Source organism: Sphingomonas sp. GW821-FHT09E03 (genome assembly GCF_059416225.1).
In genome coordinates, this window is record NZ_JBWKOS010000003.1 from 502313 (window position 1) to 522579 (window position 20267).

The window sequence follows — 20267 nt, forward strand, 5'->3', positions numbered from 1 at the left end:
CTCGTCGGCAGAGCACCCTTGAAAAGTTCCTTCGGCCGGGCAGTTCCTCGGCCACCGATCGTGCTGGCCTCTTGCGTCAAGAGGCCGACTAGATGAGCGACGACTTACGCACCGGAGCGTGTTGCCCCTCGGTGCTGCCCTGCCCCTTATCGAGCGTATCGCTGGGATGACGCGCGTCGCCATCCTTCTGATGCTCGGTCGATAGGTTTGGCTTGGCCGTCGCGATCGTCGGCTTGAGGACATTGGTCATCACGCTTCTCCTGCCACCAAAACAGTTGAGGCGTCGGGCCGTTCCGCAATGCCTGTTCTGGACCTCAACGCAATTCGCCCGGGAATGCTAAAGTTGGGGATTGATGCGGGTGCACCTCCCCAGGCCATCAGTGACCCCGGCATCACGTCTGCACCACGCGTAAGCCAAGGATGCAGCTTGCGCCAGATTATCAGAGTAGCGGTGGCGAGAAGCCTTTTTTCCTCTCATGGTGCTCCACACAGCCGCAAAACGGCCACCGGAGGGGACCCGCACATGCGTATCACACCACTCGTCCTGATCGCTCTTCTGGCAGCCTATCCTGCAGCAGCTGTCGCTGCGGAGATGCCTAAAGCTCAATTTGTCGAGGGCATGGCGGAGGGGACGCGTTCCGACGATGTAATCATCTATCGTGGCCTGCCCTATGCGGCCCCACCGATTGGGACGTTGCGATGGAGCGCCCCTCACCCCGCCCGTCGCTGGAACGGCATACGCCAGGCCAAGGCGTTCAGTCCTGCATGCGCGCAAACGGCAGTGTGGATCACCGAACAGAAGAGTGAGGATTGCCTCTACCTCAACATTTGGACGCCGGCGGCGAGGTCGAGCGGCAAGCTGCCGGTCATCGTCTGGATTCATGGCGGCGGTTACTACGGCGGATCCGGCGCACAGCCCCTTTACGATGGATCCCACCTCACGCGTCGCGGCGTGATCGTCGTCACGCTCAACTATCGGCTCGGGGTTTTCGGGTTCTTTGCGCATCCCGAGCTGACGGCGCACGAGCATGTGACCGGCAACCAGGGTTTGCTCGATCAGGTCGCTGCCCTCACTTGGGTAAAGCGCAACATCGCCGCCGTCGGTGGCGACCCGAACAAGGTCACGATCATGGGCGAATCCGCCGGCGCCGGGTCGGTCGCCATCCTGACCGCGTCGCCACTGGCAGTCGGCCTGTTCCAGCGCGCGATAGCCGAGAGTGGCAGTGACGGAGTGATACTGTCGGACCAGGAAGCGGACGAGCACAGTCCCCTGACTGCAGAAGCTGCGGGAACCGCGCTTGGCAAGCGGCTCGGCCACCCGTCGTTGGAGGCGCTGCGTCATGTCACCGCAGCCGAGTTGCTGCAGCAGCCTTGGTCATCCCATACCATCGTCGACGGTCGGCTGATCCCGAACGACGTCCATTCGCTGTATCGTTCAGGACGGGCCGGCCAGGTTCCACTCCTTCTCGGCTGGAACGCGAATGAAGGCGTCGACCTTGCGCCGGAGATATTGGGTACCGACAAGCTAACGGCAGCCAATTTCCGTCCGCTGGCGGAAAAGCTTTTGCGGCGCCCGCTCACCGCTGCCACCGCCGCAGCCTATCCTGCCGGCGACGATACGCAGGCACGGGCCGCAATCGAACACCTCACCACAGATTGGTGGGGTTCACGCATGTGGACATGGGCAGATGTACACCGGACCGCCGCGCAGCAGCCTACTTACCTCTACTATTTCGTGCATTGGCCTGCAGAACCAGTGACTCCGTGCGGCTATGGGTGCCGTGCAGGTCACGGCGCGGAGATTCGCTTTGCCTTTGATCAACTTGCCCAAGACAAACGGGCGTGGACGGCGAACGATCAAATGCTCACCTCACAGATGGTGACTTACTGGACCAACTTTGCAAAGTACGGCGATCCGAATGGCGTCGGCACGTCACATTGGAGCCGCTTTGATGGCGGCCAGGCATCCGTCAAACGCTTTGGGGATGAGGCCGAGATCAAGGCCAGAGGAGCGCTTCCAAACTTCGAGATCGTGGCGGAGTAGATTTACGTCTTGTTGATCACCCGTCAGTGCAAGCGCTCGCAACTATGCTGGATGTCCGATGTAGAGCACTTGTCGAAGGTCAACCATTGTCCGGACCACAGCACAACCGTCGGCGAGAAGGTTATCGATGGAGCCGGTGTCACCACGCGACAGCACCGCGATCTCGCAGCCGTAGGTCGGCACTGCACGCGGCCGCGCCGGCCCACCAAGCTGCTCGGTTCGATGCACCTGACGTGTAACCGATCGCGCCGCAGGTTACGTCGGTTACCCCTCGGGGGAGAGCATCAACCTGCGCTTCAACCGAGCGACTTGGCTGTCGACGGGAAGAATGTGTCGCTATTGCACCTTCCCGGGATGGTTAGCGACCTCGCGTAAGCCGGGCGGCAGCGCGTAGATCGGGCAATAACGGTACGCTGTGCCGCCCTGCGATCTAATCGTGAAGGTCAAAGCGTCCGGAACGTCGATCGTCTGGCGCTCCACGAAGCGTTTGGCAGGCCCGGCTCCGGCATCGACACACGACTGGCTGACGGTGTAGCGATAGCCATAGCCGCTCCGCCGCTTGGAAAGGATGCGTACGGAGCAAGCATGGGTATGTGCCGTACTGATGCCCTTACCATCATAGAGCTTGATCGCGGCGTTTGGCGGGCTCGTGCAGCTTGTACCATTCATGACGAAGATGCCGGGCTTCAATCCGTAAACGCCGCTGGGCTTTGGCGATTGATCGACATCGGCCATCGATGGCCCCGCGGCGAAGGCAGCCATGGCGACGAGCGCACTCAACCGGAGCGCCTGACACAGGTGAACGTTCGCCATGAATTGCTTCCTTTCGCCGTTGGCCCTGTTCGACAGCAGCACTCTATAGCTGATCACAGCCCGATAGCGTGGTCATGATCGCTGGGGCGTGGCTCGTACATGGGGTAGTGGCTGACCAAGCGTGACGAAGCCGCGAGGAAACGGCTGCCGCGACCGCCGACGTGAGGGGTATGATAATAGCCCAACCATCATGGCACGGCCAAGATCAGCGCACAGGGCTTGTGTTAAAAATTCCTTTGCCGACTTTGACAACGGCTTAGAGGGCAGCATGTGTAAGGAGCTCGACGATGGATGTTAATGATGAGGGCGAGGATACGGCATCCGAACGGGCCGAAGTGCACTTCCTCGCTGCGCTAGTGGACGAGCTAATGCGCAGAATGCTGGCCTCCGGGGTCGTAAGCCAGGCAGACCTCAATGCGATAGAGGAAGCAGCCGCCAAGCGCGTGGGCGGCATTCCTCGCGCTTGGTGAGTCCAGCTGGGTCGGCGCGGGCAACCCGTAGCCACCCGTCGATGTCAGGCTTGCGCCTTGGAGATTGAGATGGCCGATGACCTCACCACGCCTGAAAGCAAGCTCACTCGATCAAAGCAGCAGTGGGCAACCGAGCACAAATTCATCACCGGGCAGACGTCCCGGGAGGAACACGAGCGGCTACCGCCAGGCCAGCATCTGGTACGAGACTGGCCGGTGCTCGACCTCGGCCGGCAGCCCGACGTCACGACCGACCGATGGACGCTGAAGATCGGCGGGATGACGGCTCGACCGACCACGCTTGATTGGGCCGCGTTCACCAAGCTGCCACAAACCAAGACGCGCTCCGACATGCACTGCGTTACCACCTGGTCGCGCTATGATAACAATTGGACCGGCGTCGCGACGCGCGACCTGCTTGAGCTGGTTCAGCCGCGTGACGAGGCAAAGTTCGTTATGCTGCGCAGCTACGATGGCTACACGACCAACGTGCCGCTGGCAGATTTCGCGTCCGAGACGGCGATGATCGTACACAGCTGGGAGGGCAAGCCACTTACCCGCTCCCACGGCGGCCCGGCCCGGCTTTTGATCCCGCACCTCTACCTGTGGAAGAGTGCCAAGTGGCTGAGCGGCATCGACTTCCTGGGAGCCGACAAGCCCGGCTTTTGGGAGGTGAACGGTTATCACATGCGTGGCGACCCTTGGGCCGAGGAGCGATACTCCTGACATAACGTTCACGCCGAACGATCCGCGCCCCCTGCCGATCGGGATCATCGTTGATTAGTCCGATACGGATCCAAACCCTTCGCGTTGGGGGACAGAGTGACGTATGCTGGAGGCAGCCGGCGACGTGAGGAGCTTTCCGCAGAGATGCCGGCGGTCCGCTCGTAAGACGACGCAAGGCCGCTTGCCTCAGCTGGCAGACCTAATCAAGCCCCCAGACATCTGGTGTATTATGCGTGTGACACACCTTAATAGATGTGTCATAACGAGCCTGCCGGGTGCCAAACCCTGATGCCCGGTAATCCGTAAGGACAACTCTGGCTGCGATCGCGACGCAGCCAGCTTTTTTGGCAACGATGAGACGGCTCTTGAGCCACGCCGAACGCATGGTTTGGACGCTCGGTACAGTGCGTTCGGCTCTGCCCTCTTCGCCCTCCAGCGGTTGCCTGCTGTAACGAACCACCGGCATGCGCCCATGCCAAATGCGCAATTGTTGATCATGCCACGACCGTTCTGCATATTTTATGAGCATCCAAGCGCCTGAAAAGGTGACACTTTGTTGCTATTTTGCGACAGTAAGCCTCTAACTTTGCCCCAAACTGAACCGCGTCTTTACAGCGGGTAACTGGGGTTTCACTCACCTGATCGAACCTTCCGTGGATCGCGGGAGGAGGCAACGCTCTCGTGCCAAAGCCGCAAAAAGCGGCGTGACACGGGAAGAGATCAGGGAAGCAAAACTTGACCAGGAAAATGATCTTTGCCCGCAAGGCATTGCGGGCAGGCACTGCGCTTCAGGCGCTGGCGCTGATCGGTGCAGGCGTCACCTATTTGGGCGCAGCAGCACCGGCCGCAGCCCAGGACTATACGTCCGGCGCCATCGGCGGCACGGTAACTGACAGCGCAGGCAAGGGTATCGGCGATGCGACGGTGACGATCGTATCGACCGCGCAGGGGACGACCCGCACGGCCACCACGTCGTCGTCCGGCTCGTTCCTCGTCAACGGCCTTCCCACCGGTACCTATGACGTGTCCGTTCAGTCGGCGGGGGCACCCAATTGGCGGGCTGATGGAGTCAATATTCTCGCCGCCCAGACCGCTCGGCTGAGCGTGAAGCTCGCAGCATCCGGTTCCGACGACATCGTGGTCACCGGTGCTCGGGCGGTGGCATCGTTCACCGGCACGGCGACTGGCCTCAACGTCGATGTCGCTGACTTTATCGCGACCAAGCCGCTGGGCCGCGATCTAACCTCGATCATCCTGCTGACCCCGGGCACCTCGCTCGGCGATGGCGCGTTCGGCAACCTGCCCTCAATCGGCGGCTCGTCGGTCGCGGAGAACGCCTAATTCGTCAACGGCCTCAACATCACCAACTTTGACACTGGGCTCGGCAGCGCCCAGGTGCCGTTTTACTTCTACAAGAGCGTGGATATCGAGACGTCCGGGTCTCCGGCGGAATATGGCCGGTTCACGGGCGGTTTCACCAGCGCGGTGACCAAGTCGGGCACCAACGACTTCATGGCAGCGATGCACGTTGATTGGGCGCCCAACTTCCTGCGCTCGAACAGCAAGAACCTTCAGAGCTACACCGGCATCCCGGTGAACGGCAGCGAGTTCCAGAACAGCACCGATCGCGCCGCTGATCGTGCGGACACGCTGCAAGTCACGCTCGAGGCCGGCGGCCCGATCATCAAGGATCGGCTGTTCGTTTACGGCTTGGCGCAGTTCAACCGCAACACGAGCCTCTCCAATAGCCCACTGGCGACCGGCGTTACGGGCGCGGGCACCGCGTACAAGTATAAGAACGATGACCCCTTCTGGGGTGCCAAGATCGATGCCTTCCCCATCGACAGCCAGCATCTTGAGTTCACTATCTTCGATACCCGCAACACAAACGAGCGGTCGGATACGCCTTACACCTACGGCGAGGGTGCCAACGCCTACGGTTCGGCAACGGCGGTCACTGGCTTCAAGAGCGGCGGCCTCAACTTCGTCGGCAAATACACCGGCCGCATGACCGACTGGTTTACCGTGTCCGCGGCCTATGGCCGTGTGCGTGACCGCTTTGACCAGACCAGCATTGCTGGCGCGGGCAATCTGCCAAGTTTTCAGAATTTGTCCGGCACAACCGTATTCGGCGTTGGTAACAATGGCTACTACAACTCGCAGCGCCTGGCGGGAACAGATGCTCCGTACAATACCGAACGCAAGTTCTTCCGGGCTGACGCAGACGTCCGGTTCTCGCTGCTCGGTGACCACCACATTCGTGGTGGCTATGATCAGGAAAAGAACACCCTTGAGCACGTGAACGTCCGCAACGGCGGTGCTTATGAGCTGGCCAACGGTGCGATTTCGCAGACCGCCTACGATGCCGTTCTCGGCAACGGCGGTATCCAGTACATCGGCCGTGCCGCGGACGCTCTCGGGCCGATCGTCGAGCTCAACTACTTCAACACGGGCGGCGCTTTCAAAGCCAAGAACCAGGCCTATTACATTCAGGACGAGTGGAAGCCGTTCGACCGCCTGACGTTCAACCTGGGCGCCCGCCGCGATGACTTCCGCATCAACAAGCCCAGCGGCGCCCCCATCGCTGATCTGAAGAAGAACTATGCACCGCGTGTCGGCGCAACCTATGAATTGTTCGGCGATCGCTCCGGCAAGGTTTTCGGGTCATATGGCTGGTACTTCCTGCCGGTGGCGAGCAACACCGCTTACCGCCAGGGCGCACCGTCCTTCTACTTCCGTCAGCGCTATCACTACAGCGGCCTCGACGCCAACGGCCTGCCGATCCTGACCAGCCTCGTCACCAACCAGGGTACCTATCAGTCGGCGTGCCCCTTTGCGCTGCTTCCGAGCGGCGCCGTGACGAATTGCCAAGTGACCGGCGATGGCGCCGATATCAACACCACGCAGGCGATCTCGTCCAACCTCAAGGCAACACGCGAGAGCGTCATCAACGTTGGCTACGAGCAGAACATCGGCCTCTGGAAGTTCGGGCTCGTCTATCAGCATCGTAATCTCGATCGTACGTCCGAAGACTCGGCGATCGATGCCGCTGTTAACGCCTATTGCGATGCTAACAACATCCGCGCAACGCCGACCGGTGGCGGCGCCTCGGTGCCTTGTTCCAATATTTTTACCGGCTTCCACCAGTATGTTATCAACAATCCGGGCAAGGACATCACCGTCAACCTGCTGGCCAATGGCTACGATATCAACAATCGTACCGTGACGCTCAGTGCCGATGCGCTTGGCTATGGCAAAGCAAAGCGCGCCTACGATGCCGTGACGTTTACGTTCGACCATAAGTTTAATGGTCTCTACTCCTTCGGCGGCAGCTACACCTGGTCGCGGAGCAAGGGGAATATCGAAGGCGGCGTTCAGTCTGACTTCGGTCAGTCGGACACCGGCATCACCCAGGACTTCGATCAGCCCGGCTTTGTCGACTATTCCTACGGCACGCTGCCGAACAATCGGACGCATAACATCAAGCTGTATGGCAACATCTCGCCGAGCGAAGAATTCAATATCGGCACGTTCATTCAGGTCCAGTCGCCGCGTTCGTTGAGCTGCTTCGGCTTTCACCCGACCGATATTTTCGCAGACGGCTATGCTGCAGCATCGCACTATTGCGGTGGTGTGCCGAGCCCACGCGGAACCGCTCAGAAGACGGATTGGCTCCAGACCATCAATCTGCAGTTCTCCTACAGCCCCAAGATCGCCGATCGTAAGGTGACGTTCCGCGCCGACGTGTTCAACCTGCTCAACTCGCAGGCGGTCACCAAGCGTAACGAAATCGGTGATCTGGACGTGACGACCAGCGACGACACGGGCCTCCCCGTTTCGTACATTCCAAACCCGAGCTACGGGCTTGTCACCAGCTACCAAGCCCCGCGCTACGTTCGCCTGGGTGTCGATATCAGCTTCTGATATCATCCTTTCTGTTGTGTCGAAGGGGGCAGACCATCGGTCGCGCCTCCTTCGATGCAGGAAGGTAGGATTTCGGCAGCCAAGGCCTTGGCTTGTTAAAGCCGTCTATCTTTACAAAAACTCCCCGTTTCGACCGACAGGTGCTTCTCCCGGGCGGCCGCGGCACTAGCTCACGTAAGACGTCGGTTGGCCGGGGAGCCTTTTGCAAGGTCGAACTGCAATGATTGCAGATGTCCCTCCCCCACATTCTGCCAGCATTCTGATGATCGGCATTGAGTTTGGCGTCGCCAGTGCTTTGGCCGATTGCTTGTTCGCCCATGATATGATGGTTGAGTGCTGCACGTCTGCTGACGACGGGCGAGTCGCTTTCAGCCACCAGTCTCCCGATGTAGTGATCGTTGACCAGAGCATCTGCAGCGGGGCCCAAGCTTCACTCATCAGGGAGTTTGCCGCGGCGGCACATCGCCCTGGGATCATTGTCTCAGCAAAGTTTCTAATTGATGCCGATCGCGTTTCTGCGTTGGAACTTGGCGCCGACGACCATGTGCCAGCGTCATGTCACCCACGGGAAGTACTCGCGCGCGTCAGGGCGCTGCAGCGGCGACGGACCGTCTCCATGCCTCATGCCGATCCGCGCCAATCAAGCCCAAGCCAGGACGGATTGATCACGGTGTCGAACGGATGGTCACTCCGCTTAGGTTCCAGATCACTGACCGCCCCCACTGGAACGATAGTTCCCGTAACCCGGCTTGAATTGGTAATCTTGGCGACGCTTCTGCGGAAGCCAGGTGAGACTTTTACACGCAGTGATCTCGCGCAACTTACAGGACACATCAACTCCGACGAGGGCTACCGTGCGATCGATGTAGTCGTCAGCAGGTTACGAGCAAAGCTCGCCAAACATGGGGGCGCCCACGTTGTGGCCACTGTCCGTGGCGTTGGATACTATTTCCCGGGAACGAAGGACGAAAGCCCTGCGACGGTGAGCTAGCGCGCGACACACGGCATCACCGTTAGCCCGGGCATCATCCTGCGTGGTCACAACTTGAGTGCAGCCACAACACGACCGTGCGTCGCCACCCTTGTCAAACCGCCTGCTCGCCGGAAGCCACTCTTGCATGCAAATCGGGTTTGAAGATGAGGGTGCATGACGTCATCAAGCCCGATTGCCACCAAAACTAAAGCTCTCCCCCTGCGACACGCAGTTGAAAGGCCAGAAAACCTCGAGGCTTGATGGGTGATTAGCCTCGGCAGACGATGCGCTTACGGCCGTCCGCACCGTTCACTGTAGCCGCGCAACGAGGAAGAACTGAGCACAGTCTACGTCAACGCGCGGTCTGCGGTTGCCACGACAAGTCAGCTATTTGTTACTCGACCGGCGAGTAAGATAGCACATCGTCCATGGAAACCGCACGCTTCCGCCGCCGATCGGTCAGCGCCAGGCGAAGCGTGCGCATATCATAACCGTCAGCGAAATAGGCGCAGCGCAGATTATTATGCACCAACATTTGGATTGATCGACGCTCTTCGCGCGACCCTTCCGCTGTCCGCAGTATGCGAGCGCCATCGGTGGTGCCGAGGGCACAGTTGACGAACGAAGGCAGATCGTCCGACCAGCGGTCGTCCGGGCTTACGGGCGCGGCTCTAACAGCGTCCGGAGTTCCTCCATAGCTAACCGCGGGAGCAAACACCGGACTGAAACTGATCGGAGCGTGCTGCGTAGCCTGAGCATCCGCCACATTGGCCAAAGCGACGATGGACGCCGCGCCAGCTACCGCCAATTTGACGTACCCTGTCGAGTTGCTTCTCATTGCGCACCTCCGTCGCGGACCAGTCACCTATCTAAGAACATTGTGGTGTCTTGTGACACAGTAAGCAAGATCGCTCTTACCACCGGCCGCGCGGCACGGTGTAGCGCATGGCGCTGCTGACGCCTCACGACAATAGCACTGTCGTCCGTATGCATGGGATGTGCCGGGGCCGTACTCTAGGCGCGCACAGGCTCAGCGCACGGATGCGTGTTCGGATCTTGGTCGTGGCGTCAACTCGTTGGCCGGTCGCCACACGACGGCGGCCGGGTTGCGCTGATCGTGTCGATCGTGAGGCATCGGCGTCCAACCTTGGAAGCAGGTGCCTGTTCAGCTGATGTCGAGTTCTCGATCGACCGCCGATCAAGCCAAATCAATCTTGAAAGGCGGGTCACGGGTGAAAGGACGTCGCCGCCTGGCGAGCTTGGTTGTTCGATGGCGGCGCCCGCCGCGATGTGAGCAGTGGCGCCTGACGTCTGGACACGTCCGCGGGATCGCCGCCATTCGCCACGCTATTTGACAGCGTCTGGCCCCACGACCTTGAACTCGTCGGGCGGCGTCGATCCCATCAGGTTCTCGACGAAATAGTCCCACCTGCGCCGCATCATGTAGTTGGCCTGATCACCGTAGCCATGATGCGCTCTTGGAAACAGGACGAGATCGAAGTTCTTGTTCGCCTTCTCCAGTGCATCGACCACCAGCAGCGTCGACGAGACTGGCACATTGTCATCGAGAACACCGTGGGCCAGCAGCAACTTACCCTTCAGGTTCTTGGCAAGATCCTGATTTGCCTGGATATCGTAATTTGACGCTTTGCCATTGTTCTCCAGCAACCCGAGATACTTTTCGTAGAAGTCGTCCTCATAATTTCGGTTGTCGTGATTTCCGCTCTCGGCAATCCCTACCTTGAAGAATTCGGGATAGAGAAACATCGCGGCCGCGGTCGCATTGCCGCCGCCCGAATGCCCCCAGATGCCCACGCGATCGGTATTCATCCAGGCGTTGCGCGCGGCCAGATCCTTGATCCCGCTGACCTGGTCGGGGACGGCTTGCTTGCCCATGTCGTGATAGTAGAAGTCTTGAAAGACCTTCGAGCGGCGCGGCGTGCCCAGGGCGTCGATTTCCACGACCGCAAAGCCCAGCTGCGCCAGCGCACCCGCGTCCCCCAACGATGCGGCGAACTGCCGGGAGGAGATCGTCCCGATGAACGGCCCCGGATAGATATAGTCGATTACCGGGTATTTCTGCCGTGGATCGAGCCCCGTCGGCTTGAAGAGCAGACCGTAGCAAAGCGTCACACCGTCGCCGCATCGCACGGCGATGTTCTCCGGCGCCTGCCAACCCGCCGCCCGCAGGCGCGTCAGATCGCCCTTCGCGAGTTCCTCCACGATCGAGCCGTCGGAGCGCCGCAGCACCGCGGTCTGCGGCTCCTGCGGCGTCGAGTAGATGTCGACGAAATACCGGCCATCGGTTGATGGCGCCGCGATATGGTCCTGCTTCTCGGGCGTCAGCAGCTTGGGTCTGCCGCCCTTCAAGTTCACCGCGTAGATGCTTCGGTAATAGGGATCCACACCAGCGTCACGCCCGACAGCGGCGACCAGCATCTTGCCGCTGCGCTCGTCGATGTAGACCGGGTGGTCGACGTTCCAATGCCCCTGCGTCACCTGCCGCACCAGCTTGCCGGTGCTGGCGTTGTACAGGTAGTAATGACCCCAATTGTCGCGCTGCGACCACCACAGGATCTCGCCGCGCTGCGACAGATAGCGCCAGTTGATCCCCTCGTCATTATAGCCGCTGTCGAACCATGTCGGCACCGTTTCGGTGAAAATATCACGCACCACACCGGTGGCAGCGTCGGCGATCCGCACCGCCTCCACCTTGTGATCGCGCGACGTCGACACGAACGCGAGCGTCCGACCGTCCTTGGCCCATTGCATGTCCTGCGGGCCCGCACCGCAAAGCACGTCGTCGCATAGCGACGACCGGTGGAGATCCGGTGGCATCTTCAATCGAACCACGTGGCCATCGCCCACGTCGACGATCACGCGCTGGATGTGGACGATCTCCTTGTCGCCGACAAATGGGTACTTCCACGTGTCGGTGCGGGAGTGGCCGACCTGCGTCGTCGTCGTCGCGAAGTCGGCCACCGCGCGCTGATCCTGCTGGAAGGTCGCCACCTTGCTCGAGTCGGGCGACCAGATCACGATCGCCTGGTCAGAATGCTTCCAGCCTGCATTATCGGTCGCATAGCCGAAATCCTTGACGCCGTCGCTCGTCAGCTGCCGCTCTGTTCCACTACCCACGTCGCGAACCCACAGGTTCCAGTCGCGCAGGAAGACCGCGCGCTTGCCGTCCGGGGAGAGCACCGCCGCCGCCTGGCCGCGTTGCGCGAGATAGCCTGCGATCTGCCCGGCGCGCAGCGCAGGCAGTTTGCTGCAGCCATATGGACGCGCCAGCCCGCAGGCATACCGCTCACCACTGACACTCACGACGGCGCTGTTTTTGACAAAATCCGGCTCGAAATTCTGGAAGGAGAGCTTTGTCGCGTCCCGTTCCTTCATCCCGGCGACGTTCAGCTGTTCAAGAAGCACCACCGTGTCAAAGGCCGGCGCCTTCGTACCTCTGGCCGCATCGCCCAGCATGATCGTCGATACGCCATGGTCGGTGTCAACGTACCAAAAGCGTCGGCCGTCTATCCAATGTGCTTCGCGCACCGCGTGATCAACTAGCGGTGCTGTCCAGGGCGCTAACTGGTGCATCGCACGACTGTAATCGGCGGCGGTAACCGCTGGTCTCGTCTGCGCCGGCGCCGCGCTGGCGATCATGAAAGCCCAGAGGCAGCAGGCGAGCAAACGCATCGAGGGGCTTTCTGAACGAGATGGATCGACAATCTCGGGGAACAACAGACGAAGGGGGATCACGCCCCTCTCGCCCCCATCCGCGTCCAAGTCGCGGCTGGAAACCAGGGGATCTTATGCAAGCCCGCGGTAGCAGCCGCAATAGCGTCGGTTCACCACGCGGGCGCCAAGTCTCGCGTCCTGAGGCTGTTGACCGGTGTCACTCGCAACCTACCGCTAAGCAGGGTAGTTCAACCCCAGCTAGCCTTGCTGGATCCTCGCGAGGACGAGCGAAGAGGTGCTTGGGAAGCCACCGCCAGCGGCGTGGCCGGCGGGCGAAGGTTCCGCCTTCTATCCGCTCCACCCAATCCACATCTCCCAGCGAAGCTGATATGGGATCCTCTGCGGCCGTCCGGCTCAGCTACGTCCGATGCCGAGGTGCTTCCGCAACGCGGCCGGGTTGCCGTCCCGTCCGTGCAATACAGCCCCTGCGGCGTGCCGGCCAATCACCGTAGCTCGCAAAGTGTTTAGACAATCATGGCATAGCCGCAGCATGAGGGTATTTGCGCGGACCATTGTTGGCAACACGCTCGGCTGGCTTATCCAGTCACAGGCTACAGCGGTTGGATTGATCCGGCTCGTCGTAACCCTGGTCGTACTTGCGCTTATCGGTGGCGCGGCCGTCGCCGCCCTGATCATCGGCAGGGTTGACGACGATGCGGACCAGCGGCTGAAAAGCACGGTGCGCGGCGCCATTGCTCATCAGGGCGAGGCGCTTGCCAACTCGATAAAGTCTGCCGCGCACTGGGACGACGCAGCCCTCAACAGCTACGGGGTGCTCAATGAGGCATGGGCAGCAACCAATCTGACCGGCTTTTCCGAACACGCCTATGTGGTCGATCATCAAGGCACCACATTGTTCGCGCGACTGGCTGGCGGCGGCGCGGGACCACCACTTGATAAAGCCCTTGGCTGGACAGTCGTGCAAGATCTGCTGAGACGATCACCCTCCACGCTCGCCGCCGCGAAACGGCAACAGGTCGCAACCGTTATCCCGGTATCGTTCAACGGATCACCAGCTTTGGCCGCGATCATGCCGATCCTGCCCGTTCACGGCGCGAGCTTGGCACCCGGCACCCCGCTCCGCCTGCTCGTCAATGTTTTCGAGCTCCCCCAATCAGCCCTGTCCGCCTGGTCTCGGACGTATCGCGTTGGAGGCCTGCATTGGCTTGGCCCGCAGGAGGGAAGTCGGGTGCGGGATCGCGAGCTGGTGATGATGGGCGGCGGGGGTCGTGCCATGGGCGTGCTGACGTGGGATGCAGAGCGCCCGGGTATGGCGGCATTACGCAAGACGTTGCCGCTCATCCTCGGCCTGCTGCTCTGCTTTGTCGTGGTCAGCGGGATCTTGGTCAAACGAATCTACCGCGGCGGGGTCGATATGGAGATCGCCAGGCGAGCGGCTGAAAAGGCGACCGCCGCTAGTAACGACGCACACATCCGGACGGAGCAATCGTTCGAGGCAGCACGTCGGGCACATGCCGACACCCAGCGGGAAGGAGAATTGCGGTTGCGCGAGCAGGCCGCGCATCAGCAGCAGATAAAAGCCACCCGCCATGCTCTTGCGGCCTCGTTGCAAGAAACAGTCGCAGGCCTGATTTCCCACCTGATGGAGGCCGCCGCTCAGCTCGAATTTAGTGCAGAGGACACGCGCGTCACGCTGAAGCGTCAGCAGGAGCAGGCGAACACAGCCTATGAGCAAGCGCGCCTGGCACAAGCCTCGCTCGAGAATGCGATCGTGACGATCGGCACGCTGGCGGACATGATGCAGCAGGTCGGCGTCGAAGCGAGGCGCACGGCCAGTCTCAGCAACGTTGCGACTGGCCGGTCAAGCCAGGCCAACGAAATGAACAGCATTCTCACCCGCAGCGTTCGGGCGGTAGAAGAGGCGAACGATCGCATCGCCAAGATAAGTCGGCAAACCAACATGTTGTCGCTCAACGCCACCATCGAAGCGTCGCGGGCTGGCGATGCCGGGCACGGATTTGCGATCGTTGCGCAGGAGGTCAAATCGTTAGCCGAACAGACCAAGACGATGACCGTCGACATCGCTCAACGTGTCGCTGGCATCGAAGCGGCAGCGGTATCGAATGTGGGGATGGTGGAAGGGCTGCGCGACACGATCATCGACGTGACCGGCTCCTCCAACACGACCGCGGCGTTGGTAGCGGCGCAGCAGGACACAGCGAAAAACATGCTGGCCCTCATCACCGACGCCGCTCAAGGCTCGGTCAACGCCGGCGAGGCGGTAAGGCTGATCACCGACAGCTTCGAGGAGACCGGCGCCTCCGCTGATCGAACCCACAACATAGGCAGGGACGTGCGCCAGCAGCTGCAATTGCTCGACGTCAGAATGCGGGACGTTGTGCAAGCTCTGCACACGATCTGATGTGAACAGCCGGCGCGAGCCCGATCACAGCACAATGTCCGCGGGGAAGTCGGCTTCGTAACGCAGCGCGGCTTGCGCGTCGGCGAGGTCGAACGTCGCGCCGATCGCCGGATCGAGCAGCTTTAGCGCCGCTGCGCAGGCCCGGCCGATCAGTGCCGGCGACCCGTCGATGCCGCGAACCTCAATGGCAGCAAGCCGAGTCGCGTGCCCGGCTGGCGGCGCGAAGCAGCAGCACTCTCGCGCCGCAATCGGCGCCGACGAGGCGCACCGCACAGCGGTGCGATTGCTGGTCAGCTTGGCAAATCGGAGATGAAGCGTTTGGCAGTCGAAGGGCATTATTGCACCGTCGCTGTCAGGACGATGGCATCACCACGAGGCCGGCGGGATGATGGCGCATTGCTGCGCCGCCAGCGCGCGCTGACCGCCACGTCGTCGAACAGGTGCTGCCCCCAGATCGTCAGCGCGGCACCGGCGCTGACGCTCAGGAAGCCGATCGCAGCGAGCGCGAAGAGAGTCAGGCCGGGCGTGGCCATGGCAGGCGACGGCGTGGCGAACAGCCGCGCGAGCGCGGTGTAGGCGATCGCCCACCATGCCAGGCCCAACACCCGCAATCCTACATCAGCTTTCCACGAACGATTCCAATTCACGCCACAATCCTCATTGCGGCATGCCAGCTATCGGGTGCGGCGTAGCAATTCGAGATCGATTCTCAGGAAAAGCATAGTGCTGACGTAGTGGCATTCGTCATCTTTGCTGTAATCAGCAGCGCTCATCCACGTTCAGAAGGGATACGCCTCTAATCGACGTCGAAAAGCGCAACGCCTTGGCTTTCGACCGCCTGCGAAACGCCCTGCGCCGCGGCTGGTGGCAAATGGCCATATTCCAAGAGCATACTGGAGAATACGCGGCAGCACCGCGCACCTTAGGCTATGTTCCCAACATCCGGGATGTAAACCGATCGACCCGGCTCTACCTACAAGTTATCGAACCCTCGCATGCCGGGTGGGAATGCCCGCTTGCACCGTAAGCGATCAGGCGCGACGATGCGGCATGCTGTCTCTCCTGCCACTCCTGCTCCTCCAAGCCGCGACCACCCAGGCGCCGCCGCTCACTCCGGCGAGCAGAGCCGCGCCGTCGGTCACCAAGTGGCCGGCACGCGACGCGCAGTTCACGATCCGCGATTTCCGCTTCCGTTCCGGCGAGCTTCTGCCCACGTTGCGCATCAACTACACGACGCTCGGATCGCCTCACCGGAACGCCAGGGGTGAGATTGATAACGCCGTGATGGTCCTGCACGGCACTGGCGGCACCGGCCGCCAGTTCCTTGCTCCACAATTCGCCGACGAACTCTACGGCTCGGGCCAGCCACTTGACCTCAAGCGTTACTGGATTATTCTCCCCGATGGGATTGGCCACGGCAAGTCGTCCAAGCCTTCCGACGGCCTGCACATGCGCTTTCCGCGCTATGACTATGATGACATGGTCGAGGCGCAATATCGCCTGCTTCACGACGGTCTCGGCATCAGGCGCATGCGCCTCATCATGGGAACCTCGATGGGCTGCATGCACAGCCTCGTCTGGGGAGAGACGCATCCCGACTTCTCCCGCGCGCTGATGCCGCTGGCCTGCGAGCCAATCGAGATCGCCGGCCTCAACCGGATGTGGCGCAAGCTCGCGATCGATGGCATCGAAGCAGACCCGGCGTGGGCGGGTGGCGAGTACCGCTCGCCACCCACGCAAGGGCTCCGCACCGCCGCCAGCCTGCTCTTCGTCGCCGGTGCCGCCGCCCTCTACTTCCAAGCGCAGTATCCCCGGCGCGAGGCGGCTGAGGCGTTCGCCCGCGAGCGGGTAGCCGCGTCGATCAAAGGCACGGACGCGAACGACCTGATCTACCAGATCGACGCATCGCGCACCTACAACCCCTGGCCACGGCTAGAGGCAATCACGGCGCCCACCACCTGGGTGAACTCGGCCGACGACTTCATCAACCCGCGCAACCTCGACTACCCTCGACGCGCGGTAACGCGCATGAGCGATGCCAGGTTTCGCCTCGTCCCCGAGACCGCCGAAACTCGTGGTCACGGCACGCACACCTCTGCCCGATTTTGGAAACAGGACCTGATCGACCTTCTCCGTCGCACGGAATAGGCCCCTGACCGCTTGCTGGCGGGATGAGATCACATGAGGCTCAGTCGGTCAGTCGACGCAAGGTTCGTCGAGCATTGACGATGCCGCTGGCAGCGAGTGGTTTAGCGGGCAAGGTGTAAAGCCTGGCGTCGCCGCTACGACTGATCTTGGGCGCCAGCGCTGACCAAACAATCCCTTGGCTGATCGCTTCGCCATCGTTCGGTGCGACAGGCGCGGGGCTTGCAGTACTCGCATCGACCCGCCGCAATTGGCTAAGGCATGATGAGGCGACAAAGGTAAGCATTGCTGCACCATCCAGCCCCTGCTATTTGTCGGGGCAGACAGTGCTAGGCATCGGGACTCGGAACCGACTGCTGCGCCGTGCGACACAGACAGAGACGATGGTAGAATGAGCTTGGAAGACGGAGTGGGCCGTTCCGCAGGTGGTGAAGGCTTGGATAATGCGGTGCCGGTGACGGAGCCTGCGCCCATTGTGCAGGCAGCAGATCCGGTACCGAAACGACGCCGTCGCCTGCGCACGCCATTGCTACTGGCGGCACCTATCATCGCCCTCGTGGTGGGGCTGTTCTTCTACCTGAGCGGCGGGCGCTACCAGGAAACCGACAATGGCTATATCCAGTCGGGCCTGGTGCCGGTCAGTGCCAGCGTCAGCGGCCCGGTCGTCGCCATCGCGGTTACCGACAACCAGCGGGTGAAGGCCGGCGATATCCTCTTCCGTATCGATCCCGCGCCCTACCAGGCTGCCGTCGACGAGGCCGCCGCCGAGCTCGCCAACGCCCGTACCCAGGTGTCGTCGCTGCGCGCCAGCTACCGTGAGGGTGAAGCCACGCTTCAGGCCGGCCAGGCCCGGCTCGCTTACGCCGAGCGCGAGGCGGCACGGCAGAAATCCTTGCTTGCCGAGGGAATATCGTCGCAGAATCAATATGATCAGGCGGTTCTTGCTACCCAGACGGCACGCCAGCAAATCCAGACCTCGGTCCAGCAGAACGCCGGCGTCGCCGCGACCCTGACCGGCAGCGTCACGGCGCCGACCGAACGCCAGCCATCGGTGCAGCGCGCCCAGGCCGCACTGGAACGGGCCAAGCTCAACCTTGGTTATACGGTAGTCCGCGCAGCCCAGGCGGGGATCGTCACCAAGGTCAACCAGCTCCAACTCGGCAGCTATGTGTCAGCGGCCAAACCGGTGTTCACCCTGGCCGGCACGCGGCTGTGGGTGGAGGGCAATTTCAAGGAAGATCAACTCAACCACATGCGCGTCGGCCAGCGTGCGACCTTCAAGGTCGACGCCTTTCCCGATCTCACGCTTACCGGCCGGCTGCAGAGCTTCAGCCCGGGTACCGGCAACAGCTTCTCCTTGCTACCGGCCGAGAATGCGACCGGCAATTGGGTCAAGGTGGTGCAGCGCCTGCCCGTCGAGTTCAGCCTCGACGCGGTGCCCCGCGACATCCCCCTCCACGCCGGGCTGAGCGTCGAGGTGACCGTGGACACCGGCTACCAGCGGCACCTGTTCGGCGGTGCGACCCAGGCGCGATGACCGCCGGCTATCCGGAGCCGACCGCGCGCCGGTTCATCACCGCCTCGGTGATGGCGGCGACGGTGATGAACTCGCTCGACAGCACCATCGCCAATGTCGCGCTGCCGCACATCCAGGGCAGCGTCTCGGCGTCGAGCGAGGAGATCACCTGGGTGCTGACCTCCTACATCGTCGCCGCGGCGATCATGACCCCGCTGACCGGCTGGGTCGCCGGGCGGTTCGGGCGCAAGCGGCTGATGCTGTGGTCGATCATCGGCTTCACGCTCGTCTCGGGCCTGTGCGGCATCGCCGGCAGCCTGGGTGAACTCGTCGGCTTTCGCCTGCTCCAGGGCGTTTTCGGCGCGGCGCTGGTGCCGATGAGCCAGGCGATCCTGCTCGACATCAATCCGCCAGAGCGTCACGGCCCGGCGATGGCGGTGTGGGGCATGGGCGCTATCTTGGGCCCGATCATCGGTCCCGCGCTCGGCGGCTGGCTCACCGACAATCTCTCCTGGCGCTGGGTGTTCTACATCAACCTGCCGATCGGTCTGCTCGCGTTCGCCGGCCTATCGGCGTTTCTGACCGACACCAAGGATGCCGCGCGCCCGCGCCTCGACCTGTTCGGTTTCGCCCTGCTGGCGCTGGCGCTCGGCTCGATCCAGCTGATGCTCGACCGCGGCCAGACCAAGGATTGGTTCAGCTCGCTGGAGATCTGCGTCGAGGCGGCACTCGGCCTGTTCTTCGGCTATCTGTTCGTGGTCCATACCCTGACGGCACGACGCCCGTTCATCGACATTGGCATGTTCAAGGACCGCAACTTCCTGACCGGCTCGATCTTCGGCTTCTTCCTCGGCACCGTGCTGTTCGGCGTGCTCGCGCTGCTGCCGACCATGCTCGAGACGCTGATGGGCTATCCCGTCGTCCTGACCGGACTGGTCACGGCGCCGCGCGGGATCGGCACGCTGATCTCGATGATCGTCGTCGGGCGGATCATCAAGAAGGTCGATGCCCGGCTGCTGATCTTCGCCGGCTTCGCGATCGCCGCCTATTCGCTCCACATCATGTCCGGCTTCTCTCTCGGAATGAACGAGAATCTGGTGATTATCTCGGGATTCATCCAGGGGATCGGCACCGGCCTCGTCTTCGTGCCGCTGACAACCATCGCCTTTGCAACGCTCGACGCCAGATACCGCAACGAGGGCGCGGCGATGTTCACCCTCACCCGCAATATCGGCTCGGCGGTCGGCATCTCGATGCTCCAGGCGCTGACCATCCGCAACGGTGCCACCGTCCATTCGCGGCTGGTCGAGGGGCTCCGCCCCGACAATCCAGCCATGCCCCAGGGCTTCGACTTCGACCTGCCGAGCAAGGTTGCCGCGCTCAACGCCCAGGTTAGCCGGCAGGCGGCCATGGTCTCCTATATTGATGCCTTCTGGTTGCTGTTCATCCTGACCCTGGCGGTGATCCCGCTGCTGCTGCTGATGCGTGGACCTCGCGCCGACGCCGGCGAGGGTCCGACCATCCACATGGATTGATCC

Annotated in this window: 17 protein-coding genes; 10 read left to right on the forward strand and 7 right to left on the reverse strand. The window is 61.9% G+C overall.

Features of this window, described 5'->3' with window-relative positions; translation table 11 throughout:
* Positions 1–88: 88 nt before the first annotated feature.
* Positions 89–250 carry a hypothetical protein gene (locus AC07M8_RS10060; protein ID WP_495174204.1) on the reverse strand — a complete coding sequence of 54 codons (162 nt, stop codon included), beginning with the start codon at positions 248–250 and terminating at the stop codon, positions 89–91.
* Positions 251–523: 273 nt separating this feature from the next.
* Between AC07M8_RS10060 and AC07M8_RS10065 the strand changes: the two genes are divergently transcribed.
* Positions 524–2044, forward strand: a complete 1521-nt coding sequence (locus AC07M8_RS10065; RefSeq protein WP_495174205.1) for a carboxylesterase/lipase family protein — start codon at positions 524–526, stop codon at positions 2042–2044.
* A gap of 336 nt (positions 2045–2380) precedes the next feature.
* Here the strand turns inward: AC07M8_RS10065 and AC07M8_RS10070 are convergent, their stop codons facing one another.
* Entirely contained in the window at positions 2381–2857 is a 477-nt protein-coding gene (locus AC07M8_RS10070) for a hypothetical protein (RefSeq protein WP_495174206.1), read from the reverse strand.
* Between the two features lie 287 nt (positions 2858–3144).
* On the opposite strand from AC07M8_RS10070, the gene AC07M8_RS10075 reads away from it, so the two are divergent.
* From AC07M8_RS10075 to AC07M8_RS10095, 5 genes are all read left to right on the forward strand, one after another.
* A complete protein-coding gene (locus AC07M8_RS10075) occupies positions 3145–3327 on the forward strand; it encodes a hypothetical protein (RefSeq protein WP_495174207.1) in 183 nt (60 codons plus the stop codon).
* 69 nt (positions 3328–3396) lie between these two features.
* Positions 3397–4053, forward strand: coding sequence for a sulfite oxidase-like oxidoreductase (locus AC07M8_RS10080; RefSeq protein ID WP_495174208.1), 657 nt, complete (start codon positions 3397–3399; stop codon positions 4051–4053).
* A 735-nt stretch (positions 4054–4788) separates the two neighbouring features.
* The gene (locus AC07M8_RS10085; protein ID WP_495174209.1) at positions 4789–5394 is read left to right on the forward strand and encodes a carboxypeptidase-like regulatory domain-containing protein; all 606 of its coding nucleotides are present in this window, start codon (positions 4789–4791) and stop codon (positions 5392–5394) included.
* 54 nt (positions 5395–5448) lie between these two features.
* On the forward strand, positions 5449–7977 hold the full coding sequence (locus tag AC07M8_RS10090) for an outer membrane beta-barrel protein (RefSeq protein WP_495174210.1): 2529 nt from the start codon (positions 5449–5451) through the stop codon (positions 7975–7977).
* A gap of 616 nt (positions 7978–8593) precedes the next feature.
* Positions 8594–8968, forward strand: coding sequence for a winged helix-turn-helix domain-containing protein (locus tag AC07M8_RS10095; protein ID WP_495174275.1), 375 nt, complete (start codon positions 8594–8596; stop codon positions 8966–8968).
* A 376-nt stretch (positions 8969–9344) separates the two neighbouring features.
* Here the strand turns inward: AC07M8_RS10095 and AC07M8_RS10100 are convergent, their stop codons facing one another.
* Positions 9345–9788 carry a hypothetical protein gene (locus AC07M8_RS10100; protein ID WP_495174211.1) on the reverse strand — a complete coding sequence of 148 codons (444 nt, stop codon included), beginning with the start codon at positions 9786–9788 and terminating at the stop codon, positions 9345–9347.
* Between the two features lie 509 nt (positions 9789–10297).
* Entirely contained in the window at positions 10298–12610 is a 2313-nt protein-coding gene (locus tag AC07M8_RS10105) for a S9 family peptidase (protein WP_495174212.1), read from the reverse strand.
* Between the two features lie 565 nt (positions 12611–13175).
* Here AC07M8_RS10105 and AC07M8_RS10110 point away from each other — a divergent pair.
* Positions 13176–15068 (forward strand): methyl-accepting chemotaxis protein, encoded by a 1893-nt coding sequence (locus AC07M8_RS10110; protein WP_495174213.1) that lies wholly within the window; start codon positions 13176–13178, stop codon positions 15066–15068.
* A 24-nt stretch (positions 15069–15092) separates the two neighbouring features.
* Here AC07M8_RS10110 and AC07M8_RS10115 read toward each other — a convergent pair whose 3' ends face one another.
* A complete protein-coding gene (locus AC07M8_RS10115; RefSeq protein WP_495174214.1) occupies positions 15093–15341 on the reverse strand; it encodes a hypothetical protein in 249 nt (82 codons plus the stop codon).
* Positions 15342–15403: 62 nt separating this feature from the next.
* Positions 15404–15670 (reverse strand): hypothetical protein, encoded by a 267-nt coding sequence (locus tag AC07M8_RS10120; protein WP_495174215.1) that lies wholly within the window; start codon positions 15668–15670, stop codon positions 15404–15406.
* Between the two features lie 448 nt (positions 15671–16118).
* Here AC07M8_RS10120 and AC07M8_RS10125 point away from each other — a divergent pair, with 448 nt between their 5' ends.
* Positions 16119–17216 (forward strand): alpha/beta fold hydrolase, encoded by a 1098-nt coding sequence (locus AC07M8_RS10125; protein ID WP_495174216.1) that lies wholly within the window; start codon positions 16119–16121, stop codon positions 17214–17216.
* A 40-nt stretch (positions 17217–17256) separates the two neighbouring features.
* On the opposite strand, the gene AC07M8_RS10130 is transcribed toward AC07M8_RS10125, so the two are convergent.
* The gene (locus AC07M8_RS10130) at positions 17257–17499 is read right to left on the reverse strand and encodes a hypothetical protein (RefSeq protein ID WP_495174217.1); all 243 of its coding nucleotides are present in this window, start codon (positions 17497–17499) and stop codon (positions 17257–17259) included.
* 105 nt (positions 17500–17604) lie between these two features.
* Here AC07M8_RS10130 and AC07M8_RS10135 point away from each other — a divergent pair, with 105 nt between their 5' ends.
* Together AC07M8_RS10135 and AC07M8_RS10140 are read left to right on the forward strand one after the other, a co-directional pair.
* Positions 17605–18750, forward strand: a complete 1146-nt coding sequence (locus tag AC07M8_RS10135; protein WP_495174218.1) for an HlyD family secretion protein — start codon at positions 17605–17607, stop codon at positions 18748–18750.
* Complete coding sequence (locus AC07M8_RS10140; protein ID WP_495174219.1) at positions 18747–20264, forward strand: DHA2 family efflux MFS transporter permease subunit; 1518 nt, start codon at positions 18747–18749, stop codon at positions 20262–20264. The genes AC07M8_RS10135 and AC07M8_RS10140 overlap by 4 nt, the downstream gene beginning before the upstream one ends.
* Positions 20265–20267: the final 3 nt, after the last annotated feature.